Annotated in this window: 9 protein-coding genes; 3 read left to right on the top strand and 6 right to left on the bottom strand. The window is 73.6% G+C overall.

What is annotated here, in order from left to right; all coding sequences use genetic code 11:
* The 6 genes from D9R02_RS10290 to hemE form a co-directional block, all read right to left on the bottom strand.
* Positions 1 to 794, bottom strand: a 794-nt coding sequence (locus D9R02_RS10290) for a uroporphyrinogen-III synthase (protein WP_121566870.1), incomplete at its 3' end; no start/stop codon positions are given.
* Complete coding sequence (hemC, locus tag D9R02_RS10285; RefSeq protein WP_121566869.1) at positions 791 to 1,735, bottom strand: hydroxymethylbilane synthase; 945 nt, start codon at positions 1,733 to 1,735, stop codon at positions 791 to 793. The genes D9R02_RS10290 and hemC, both read right to left, overlap by 4 nt.
* The gene (locus D9R02_RS10280) at positions 1,732 to 2,937 is read right to left on the bottom strand and encodes a ferrochelatase (RefSeq protein WP_121566868.1); all 1,206 of its coding nucleotides are present in this window, start codon (positions 2,935 to 2,937) and stop codon (positions 1,732 to 1,734) included. The genes hemC and D9R02_RS10280 overlap by 4 nt, the downstream gene beginning before the upstream one ends.
* A 1-nt stretch (position 2,938) precedes the next feature.
* Entirely contained in the window at positions 2,939 to 3,655 is a 717-nt protein-coding gene (gene hemQ, locus D9R02_RS10275) for a hydrogen peroxide-dependent heme synthase (RefSeq protein ID WP_019309454.1), read from the bottom strand.
* 108 nt (positions 3,656 to 3,763) lie between these two features.
* On the bottom strand, positions 3,764 to 5,248 hold the full coding sequence (locus tag D9R02_RS10270) for a protoporphyrinogen/coproporphyrinogen oxidase (RefSeq protein WP_121241024.1): 1,485 nt from the start codon (positions 5,246 to 5,248) through the stop codon (positions 3,764 to 3,766).
* Positions 5,245 to 6,435, bottom strand: coding sequence for a uroporphyrinogen decarboxylase (hemE, locus tag D9R02_RS10265; protein ID WP_121566867.1), 1,191 nt, complete (start codon positions 6,433 to 6,435; stop codon positions 5,245 to 5,247). Before hemE ends, D9R02_RS10270 begins: the two co-directional genes overlap by 4 nt.
* Positions 6,436 to 6,569: 134 nt before the next feature.
* Here hemE and D9R02_RS10260 point away from each other — a divergent pair, with 134 nt between their 5' ends.
* The 3 genes from D9R02_RS10260 to D9R02_RS10250 all read left to right on the top strand — a co-directional run bounded on the left by D9R02_RS10260 (position 6,570) and on the right by D9R02_RS10250 (position 8,930).
* Entirely contained in the window at positions 6,570 to 7,886 is a 1,317-nt protein-coding gene (locus D9R02_RS10260) for a glutamyl-tRNA reductase (protein WP_121566866.1), read from the top strand.
* Between the two features lie 37 nt (positions 7,887 to 7,923).
* A complete protein-coding gene (locus tag D9R02_RS10255; RefSeq protein ID WP_259463949.1) occupies positions 7,924 to 8,604 on the top strand; it encodes a TetR/AcrR family transcriptional regulator in 681 nt (226 codons plus the stop codon).
* Between the two features lie 92 nt (positions 8,605 to 8,696).
* The gene (locus D9R02_RS10250) at positions 8,697 to 8,930 is read left to right on the top strand and encodes a DUF3107 domain-containing protein (RefSeq protein WP_121566864.1); all 234 of its coding nucleotides are present in this window, start codon (positions 8,697 to 8,699) and stop codon (positions 8,928 to 8,930) included.
* Positions 8,931 to 8,964: the final 34 nt, after the last annotated feature.

Here is an 8,964-nt window from a genome sequence, read left to right as displayed (position 1 = left end):
GGGGTCAGGCCGCGATCACGCAGCGCGCGGGCGGTGGGCTCACCGATCGCGATCCACGCGGTGCCCGCCGACGGACGGTTGCCGTCCAGCAGCTCCGCCGCCCGCGACGGCGCCGTGACCACCACGGCCGCCAGCTCACCCGAGGCGCACGCTGCCCGGGCGGCCGTGCGATCGAGCTCCGGGGCGTCGTCCGGCTCGGACGCGATCCTGCTCAGCGGCCGCGGGGCGGGGGCGGGCACCATGTCGTAGGCGCGAGCCCGCCAGACACGGTACCCCTTGGCCCGCAGGCCCTCCTCGAGAGTGGTGGAGGCCAGCGCGGACACGGGCAGCAGGGCCCGTGGTGCACCGGACGCGGCGGGGGGCTGCCTGCCCTCGAGCCCCGGCTCCTCGATGCGCTCCGGCCACTCCTCGAGCATGCCGACGGCGCTGGAGGTCTCGGCGGGCACGAAATCCACGCCCACACCGTGCTCGGCGAGGGCCCGCGCGGTCGCGGCACCCACGGCGGCGATCCGCAGCGGGGCGGGCCGGGCGGCGTCGAGACGCGCGCTCCAGTCCGGGGAGTCCGCGACCGCCGCGAGGGCGTGGACCGCAGTGGCCGAGGTCACGCACAGCCACGTGGGCACGGCGGGTCGAGCCGCCTCGCGCAGCATCTCGCGCAGGGGCTCGGTGTCGAGGGGCAGGGAGGCCTCCAGCAATCGGGCGGTGCACGGCTCGTACCCGCGCTCCCGCAGCAGCGCGGCCAGGGGGCGCGCGGCGGCGGGATCGCGGGTCACGAGCACGCGACGGGTGGTCACAGGCTCAGCCGTGCCAACCGGTCGGCGCCCTGTGCGAGCAGGTCGTCCGCGACCCGGCGCCCGAAGGCCTCGGCCTCCTCGACGGACGGCGCGGGCACGGACTCGCTGCGGCGCATCACCTCGGACCCGTCCGGGTTGGCCACGACCACGTCGAGCTCCAGGACGTCCCCGGCCACGCGGGCGAACGTGCCCACGGGCGCAGCGCAGCCGGCCTCGAGCTGGGCGAGCACGGCCCGCTCCGCGGTGACCGCGAGCCGGGTGGGCAGGTGGTCCACGGCCTCGAGACCCCGCATGAGCGGACCGGCGGGGTCCAGCTGGGCACTGACCTCGAGCGCGAGCGCGCCCTGACCGGGGGCGGGCAGCATCACGTGGGGGTCCAGGTACTCGGTGATGCTGCCGTCGAGGCCCAGCCGCTTGAGGCCGGAGGCCGCGAGCACCACGGCATCGAGATCCCCCGGGTCCGCGGGCGCCACGCGGTTCAGGCGGGTGCCCACGTTGCCGCGGATGTCCACGATGCGCAGGTCCGGACGCAGGGCGCGCAGCTGGGCCACGCGGCGGGGCGAGCCCGTGCCCACGGCCGCCCCCTCGGGCAGCTCGGCCAGCGTGAGACCGTCCCGGGCGCACAGTGCGTCCCGCGGGTCCTCACGCTCGGGCAGGGCCACGATCCGCAGTCCCGCCACGGGGGCCGTGGGCAGGTCCTTGAGCGAGTGCACCGCGAGGTCCACCCGTCCGTCGAGCACCTGCGAGCGCAGCGCGGTGGCGAACACCCCGGTGCCGCCCATCTGGGACAGCGGCCCCGTGAGGACGTCCCCCTCGGTGCGCACCGTGACGAGCTCGTGGTCGATGCCCCCGGCACGGGAGACGGCCTCGGCCGCCCACCGGCTCTGGGTCATGGCCAGCTGCGAGCCGCGGGTGCCCACCCTGAACACGGGTCCACTCACCGGTGGATCACCTCGCCGTTCTCGTCGAGGCCCACGGGGATGGGCTCGCCGACGGGCCGCTGGGCGATCGTGGGGCGGGGTTCGCTCTGGCCGCGCAGCACCTTCACGCAGCAGTCCGGAGCGCACGTGTCGAACCACGTGCCCTGGGCGCACGCGGAGACCCGCGGGGGCGCGGTGGGCGTGCCCAGCCGCTGCTCCACGAGGTCCGCGAGCGCGGCCACGAACTCGGGATCGGTGCCGGCGGTGGGGATGCGCTCGAACTCCAGACCGGCCTCGGCCGCGGCGTCACGGGCCTCGGTGTCGAGGTCCCACAGCCCCTCCATGTGGTCCGAGACGAAGCCCAGGGGCACCACGGCCACGCCGGTGACGCCCTTGCCGGGCAGCTCCTCGATGACGTCGCAGATGTCCGGTTCGAGCCACGGGACCTGCGGGGGCCCGGAGCGGGACTGGTACACGAGCTCCCACTCCACCCCGTTCATGGGCTCGCCCACCTGCTCCACGATCCAGCGCGCGGCCGCGAGGTGCTGCGCCACGTAGGCGGAGTTCCCCTCGAAGCTCATCCGCTGGGAGCCGGCCGCGTTGGCGTCCGTCATGGGCACGGAGTGGGTGGTGAACAGCACGCGCACGGGTCCGTCAGTACGCTCGCGCAGGGCGAGCAGCGAGTCCCGCAGCTTGGTGGCGTACGGGCGCAGGAAGCCCTCGGAGTCGTAGTACTGCCGGATCTTTTCCACGTGCAGCTCGTCCTGCAGCCCCGTCTCCTCCAGGCCCACGCCGTAGTCCTCCCGGTACTGGCGGCAGCTGGAGTACCCGGAGTACGCGCTCGTGGCGAGCACCAGCAGGTCCCGGTACCCGCGCTCGTGGCTCTCGCGCAGCACGTCCGCCACGTACGGGTCCCAGTTGCGGTTGGCGAGCAGCACCGGCAGCTCCACACCACGACGCCGCAGCTCGGCCTCGAGCGCATCGCGCAGCGCCCGGTTCTGGGCGTTGATGGGGCTCACGCCGCCGTTCGCACGGTAGTGGGTGGCCACCTCCTCGAGCCGCTCGTCCGGGATGCCGCGGCCGCGCGTGACGTTGCGCAGGAACGGGATCACGTCCTCCTGACCCTCCGGCCCACCGAAGGAGGAGAGGATCAGGGCGTCGAAGCTGTGCGGCGCGTTGGCGCGCTCGGAACTCAGGGCATTGGTCTCTCGGGTGTCAGTCATCTCAGTCGAGCACCTCGGCAATCTCGTGGGTGGTGATCCGGCGCCCCGTGTAGAACGGGGTCTCCTCGCGCACGTGCAGGCGTGCCTCGGTGTTGCGGAAGTGGCGCATGATGTCCACCAGGTCCACGAGCTCCGGGGCCTCCAGGGCCAGCAGCCACTCGAAGTCGTTGAGCCCGAAGCACGCGATGGTGTTGGCGAGCACCTGCGGGTACTCGCGGGCCTTCATGCCGTGGTTCTTGAGCATCTCCCCGCGGCGCTGAGGGTTCATGTAGTACCACTCGTAGGAGCGGACGAACGGGTAGACGCACACCCACTTCTGGGCCTCGGCACCGCGCGCGAACGCGGGCGAGTGGTTGGACGTGAACTCCGCCTCGCGGTGCACGCCCATGGCATTCCATGCCTGCCGGGTCCCGGCCAGCAGGGGCTGGCGGCGCAGCTCACGGATCGCGGCCTGCAGCACCTCCGGCTCCTTGCCGGTGAGCCACACCATGAGGTCCGCCCCGTCGCGCATCCCGGAGACGTCGTACACGCCGCGTACGGTCACGTCCCGCTGCTCGAGGTCCGCCACGAGCGCGTCGAACGCCTCCCTGTTGGCCGGTGAATCGGCGTCCTGCGGCCGCTGCCCCGTGCGCTCCAGCACCGTGTAGCCGGCCCAGTACAGGGTCTCGCCGCCCTCTCCCGCGGCGCCCTGTGCGTCTGTTGCTCCGTGCTCAGTCATCGTGCACTTCCTCTCGCCGTCTTCTCTTCTCGTTCGCTGCACCCGCGCGGGTCCCGGTCACCGGTCACGGCGTCCACGACGCCGCCCGTGCCGCTCCCGTGGGCGACGTCACGTGGCGACGTCGTACCCGTGGCGGGCGAGCAGGTTCCTGACCTGTTGCCGCGTGTCCGTGACCACCGCTGCGAGCCCCGTCCCCGACAGCCACGCGCCGACCGCCACCGCGTCCGGGACGTCCTTCAGCGCGCGGCGGAAGCCCGCGGCCCGGACGCTGTGCCCCGCGTCGGTGCGGGGCAGTGCCGCGTGCCAGCGGACCACGTCCGCGCCCACCAGCTGGGCGGGCTCGATGGGCACGCCCAGCAGCGTGCTCGCGTCCCCGAGGGCCAGCGAGATCAAATGCCGGTCCTCGAGGGCGACCTCCGGCGAGGCGCCGGTGCCCTTGGGGGTCGTGCGCCCGTAGGAGAGCCGCACCACGTGGCGGTGCTCCCCCGCCTCCCGAGCCACCCACGCCCACTTGGCACTCGAGTGGGTGAGGGCCTTGGCACGGACCTCGCGGACGTCGTCGCTCACGAGCACGCCCGTGCCGCGCGGCGCGTCGTCCAGGGCGGGGCAGTCCAGCACGAGGGTCGCGAGCGCGATCCGCGGACCGGAGCGCGGTGTGAAGTTCTGTGCGTCCGTGATGTGCGAGCCCATGAGCCGCACGGACGTGGGGCCGTCCGCGGCCAGCACGAGCAGCTCGCCGCGGGCCACCGCGGTCTTGTCCCCGTCCGTGGGCTGTCGCTGGATGACCATCCACCCCGGTCGGCGGGGATCACGGTCCAGGGCGATCACGTCGTAGCGGGCCACCAGCTTGACGCCCAGCCGCTCGGCGTCGTCCACGAGCCGCTCGCTCAGCAGATTCATCCCGCCGTCGATCCCGGCGACGTTCGCCCCCGCTGGGCTCGCCTCCCGCAGTGCGCCCGCGGCGGCACCCAGGCTGCCGAGCTCGCGCATGCGTGCGCGCAGGCCCGGGGCCACGGCGTCCACGTCCAGCTGGTCTGGGTGGGTGGAGTAGACGCCGGAGACGAACGGTGCCACCAGCCGATCCACCACGCGCTGGCCCATGCGGGCCCGCACGAGGGCACCCACGGTGCGTTCACCCGCACCCATGCGGGAGGGAAGCACCTTGTCCATCCGCGCGCGTGACACGCCGGAGCGCCCGAGCGCCGCGCGCAGCTCCGGCGCGGTGGGATCGGCCGGGATTCCGAGCACCCCGGAACGCGGTGCCGGCACCGCACCCTCGGGCAGGTGCAGCCAGGAACCCGCGGGATTGGGGATGACCATCCGCTCCGAGAGACCGAGCTCCGACATCAGCTCGGGCACGGCCGTGGAGCGGGTCGCGAAGGACTCCGCGCCGGAGTCCAGCACGAGCCCCGCGACCTCGTGGGCGCCCACGGCGCCTCCGAAGTGGTCCGAGGCCTCCACGAGCGTGACGCGCAGCCCGGCGGCGGCCAGGTCCCGCGCCGCCGTGAGGCCAGCCACTCCCCCGCCCACCACCAGCGCGGTGCGAGGACGCCGGGAAGAGGACGGCCGTGTGTCTCGGGGGGAGGGTGTCACCGGGTCTCCTCGTGGATGAAAGTCACCAGGTCGCTCAGCACGTCCGGGTCCGTGTCCGGCGGGACACCGTGGCCCAGGTTGACCACGTGGCCAGGAGCGCTCTCGCCCCGGCGCAGGACGTCACGGGCGTGCTCGTGCAGCACGGCCCGTGGCGCGCAGAGCAGAGCGGGATCGATGTTGCCCTGCACCACGGTACGCCCGCCGAGGCGGTGCGAGGCCACGTCGAGAGGAATGCGGTAGTCCACGCCCACGGCGTCCGCGCCGGCGTCCCGCATGGCGGTGAGCAGCTCCCCCGTGCCCGTGCCGAAGTGGATGCGGGGCACCCCGAGGTCCGCCACCGCCCCGAGCGCGTCCGCGGAGTGACGCTGCACGTGGGCCTCGTAGTCCCCGAGCGAGAGCGAGCCCGCCCAGGAGTCGAAGAGCTGCACGGCGGACGCCCCCGCCTCGACCTGCGCCCGGAGGAAGGCGCCGGAGGTGCGGGCGGCCCACTGGGCGAGTGCGTCCCAGGACGCCGGGTCCGCGTGCATCATGGTGCGCGGACGCAGGTGGTCGCGGGAGGGACCGCCCTCCACCGCGTAGGCGGCAATGGTGAACGGTGCCCCGGCGAAGCCGATGAGCGGAGTGTCCCCCAGCTCCGCGACCGTGCGCTGCACGGCCTCACGGATGGGGTCCAGGGCGGCGTCGGGAAGCTCCGGCAGAGCGGCGACGTCCGCGGCCGAGCGCACGGGGTGCTCCAGCACCGGTCCGCGTCCTGCCACGATGTCCACTCCGACTCCCGCGAGCTTCATGGGCACCACGATGTCGGAGAAGAAGATGGCGGCGTCCACGCCGTGGCGGCGCACCGGCTGCAGCGTGATCTCCGCGGCGAGCGCCGGGGTCAGGCACGCCTCCAGCATCCCGGTGCCCTCCCGGGCCGCCCGGTACTCGGGCAGGGATCGTCCGGCCTGGCGCATGAACCACACGGGGCGGTGCTCGGCGGGCAGCCCGCGCAGGGTGCGCACGAGCGGCGACCCGGCGGTGCCGACGCGCAGCGGGTGGGCTTCGGGCAGAGCGCCGAGGCGGCGCTGCCACGCGGCGGCCTCGGCCTGGGGATCCAGGTCCGGTCGGGCCGCCTCGTGGGCCGTGGCGGCAGACCCTGCCGGACGGGGCTCGGAGGACTCGGGGATGCGCGCGTTCTGGGAAGCCATGATGGTCCCATCATGCCAAAGGACTCCGACGCGTTTTGGTGACGATCCGTCCGCACGGGTGGGACCTGAACCGTGCCGCGCGCTGGTGGCTATGCTGGGCGGAGCAGAACGACTTCGTCTAGGATGGCGGGATTGTGGTTCTTTTCTGTCTTGTCGCATCGCACCGCACCGTTGACCTCAACACTGTGGCCAGGTTGAGCACCGGGGCCCTCGGCGTGGCCGAGGACGCCGTGTCCCGCGGTGCGCTGGCGGGAGCCATCACCCTCTCCACGTGCAACCGGCTCGAGCTCTACGGTGAGCTGTCCGAGCACGACCCGCGCAACGTGGCCCGCGCCCAGCAGGAGCTTGCGGAGAGGATCGCGGAACGTGCCGGCCTGGACGAGCGGTTCGTGCTCGAGACCATGGACGCGTACCAGGGGCCCGAGGTCCCCCGTCACCTGTTCACCGTGGTCTCCGGGCTGGAGTCCGCCGTGGTGGGCGAGCGCGAGATCACGGGCCAGGTCCGCCGGGCCCTCACCCAGGCCCGCCAGTCGGGTACCGCCTCGGGTCACCTCGTGCAGCTGTTCGAGGCCGCGGCCCGCACCGCCCGCGAGGTGGGCGCCCGCACGGGGCTCGGCGAACGCGGACGCTCCATCGTGTCGGTGGCGCTGGACCTCGCCGACGACATCACCCCGGGCGACTGGCCCGGCCGCCACGCCCTCGTGTTCGGCACCGGGGCGTACGCGGGTGCCACCATGGCCGCCCTGCGGGACCGCGGGTGCGCGGACATCGAGGTCTACTCCGGCTCCGGACGCGCCGAGCAGTTCACGGACCAGCGCGGAGGCTCCCCCGTGACGGACGCGGGCCTTCCTGCGGCCCTGCGCCGGGCGGACGTGATCATCGGGTGCTCCGGCGGCTCCGCTCCCATGCCAGCGGCCGCCTTCCCGGACGGGCCGCGCACCGTGGTGGACCTCGCGCTGGCCCGAGACTTCGACCCCGCCGTGGCGGACCTGCCGGGCGTGGAGCTGATCACCCTCGAGTCCGTGCGCGTCGCCGCTCCCGAGGAAACCAGTGAGTCCGTGAGCGCCGCGCGCGAGATCGTGGAGCGCGCCGCCCGCGGGTTCGAGACGGCCCAGAACGCGCGCAGCATGGACCAGGCGATCGTGGCCCTGCGCAAGCACACCATGGCGGTGCTGGACTCCGAGCTGGACAAGGTCCGCGCCCACCACGGCTGCACCGGCGCCGAGGAGCAGATCGAGATGGCCATGCGCCGGATGGTCCGTTCGCTGCTGCACGCCCCCACGGTGCGGGCGCGCCAGCTCGCGGCGGAGGGCCGCGCGGACGAGTACATCACCGGCCTGGAGGCGCTCTACGGCCTGGAGGTCGCCGTTCCGGAGGCCTCCGACGCCGCGCAGGAGCCTCCCGCCGAACAGTCCCCCTCGGACGCCCCGCGCCCGCGCGCGGTCGGCTGAGACCATGTCCGACCGCTCGTCCTCGGAGGAGGGCCACATGACAGCTTCCGACGCCGCCGATGCACCCGCGCGCCCCGCTCACGTCCGCGCCCGGCGCATGAGCCGGGACCAGCGCCGCGAGCAGCTGCTGGACACGGCACTGCGGGTGTTCTCCGACGGCGGCTACCACGCCACGTCCATGGACGAGATCGCCGCCGCGGCCGGTGTGTCCAAACCCGTGCTGTACCAGCACTTCCCGGGGAAGCGGGAGCTGTTCCTCGCCCTCGTGGAGCACACGCTCGCGGATCTCTCGCAGCGCATCGGCGACTCCCTGGCCACCGCGGACTCCAACCGCGCGCAGGTGCGCAACGTGATCGACACGCACTTCGAGTTCGTGCACTCGTGCCCCCAGGCCCACCGCCTGGTGTTCAGCGCGGACCTGATGTCCTTCCCCGAGGTTGCCGCGCAGCTGGACGAGTTCTACCAGGAGGTCGCCCAGACCGTGGCGGCGTTCCTCGGTCCGCGGACCGGCGCACCCCCGGCCCAGGCCATGCTGCTGTCCCGGGGGCTGGTGCACCTGGTGGAGACCTCCGCGGTCTTCTGGACCCGGCACCCCGAGGCCGGCACGCGCGAGGAGGTCCAGGACCGGCTGTTCCGTTTAGCCTGGGGCGGAATCAAGTCCCTCAACGAGGACCACGCGGAGGCGGCTCCTAGACTGAGCGGCGACGACCAGGACTGACCCGCCGGACGCGGACACCCCGCGCGACCGGTCCGCCGCACAGCGTTCGACCCGCGAGCACCGCGGGGAGACCACCCCCGCAGGAGGTACCCATGGAAATCAAGATCGGCATCCAGAACGTGGCCCGTGAGCTCGTGGTCCACGCCGAGATGACCGCCGACGAGGTGCAGGCCAAGGTCGCCGAGGCACTGAGCTCCGGCGCTCCCTTCGTGCTGCAGGACTCCAAGGGCGGCACGGCCGTGGTTCCGGCCGCGAGCATCGGCTACGTGGAGACCGGGCAGGAGACCAAGCGCAAGGTCGGCTTCACTCCCCTGCCGCTGGGCTGAGCCCCCTCTGGGCGGGACCGCCACCGGCGCCCCC

Origin of the sequence: Kocuria rhizophila (genome assembly GCF_003667225.1) — a bacterium.
In the GTDB taxonomy this organism is placed as follows: Bacteria; Actinomycetota; Actinomycetes; order Actinomycetales; family Micrococcaceae; genus Kocuria; species Kocuria rhizophila.
This window is presented reverse-complemented; position numbering and strand designations above follow the sequence as displayed.

Excerpts from the sequence above, each read along its gene's own strand:
- D9R02_RS10280 (WP_121566868.1), bottom strand. The coding sequence starts at position 2,937 with ATGACTGACACCCGAGAGACCAATGCCCTGAGTTCCGAGCGCGCCAAC.
- D9R02_RS10255 (WP_259463949.1), top strand. The coding sequence starts at position 7,924 with ATGACAGCTTCCGACGCCGCCGATGCACCCGCGCGCCCCGCTCACGTC.
- D9R02_RS10250 (WP_121566864.1), top strand. The coding sequence starts at position 8,697 with ATGGAAATCAAGATCGGCATCCAGAACGTGGCCCGTGAGCTCGTGGTC.
- hemQ (WP_019309454.1), bottom strand. The coding sequence starts at position 3,655 with ATGACTGAGCACGGAGCAACAGACGCACAGGGCGCCGCGGGAGAGGGC.
- hemE (WP_121566867.1), bottom strand. The coding sequence starts at position 6,435 with ATGGCTTCCCAGAACGCGCGCATCCCCGAGTCCTCCGAGCCCCGTCCG.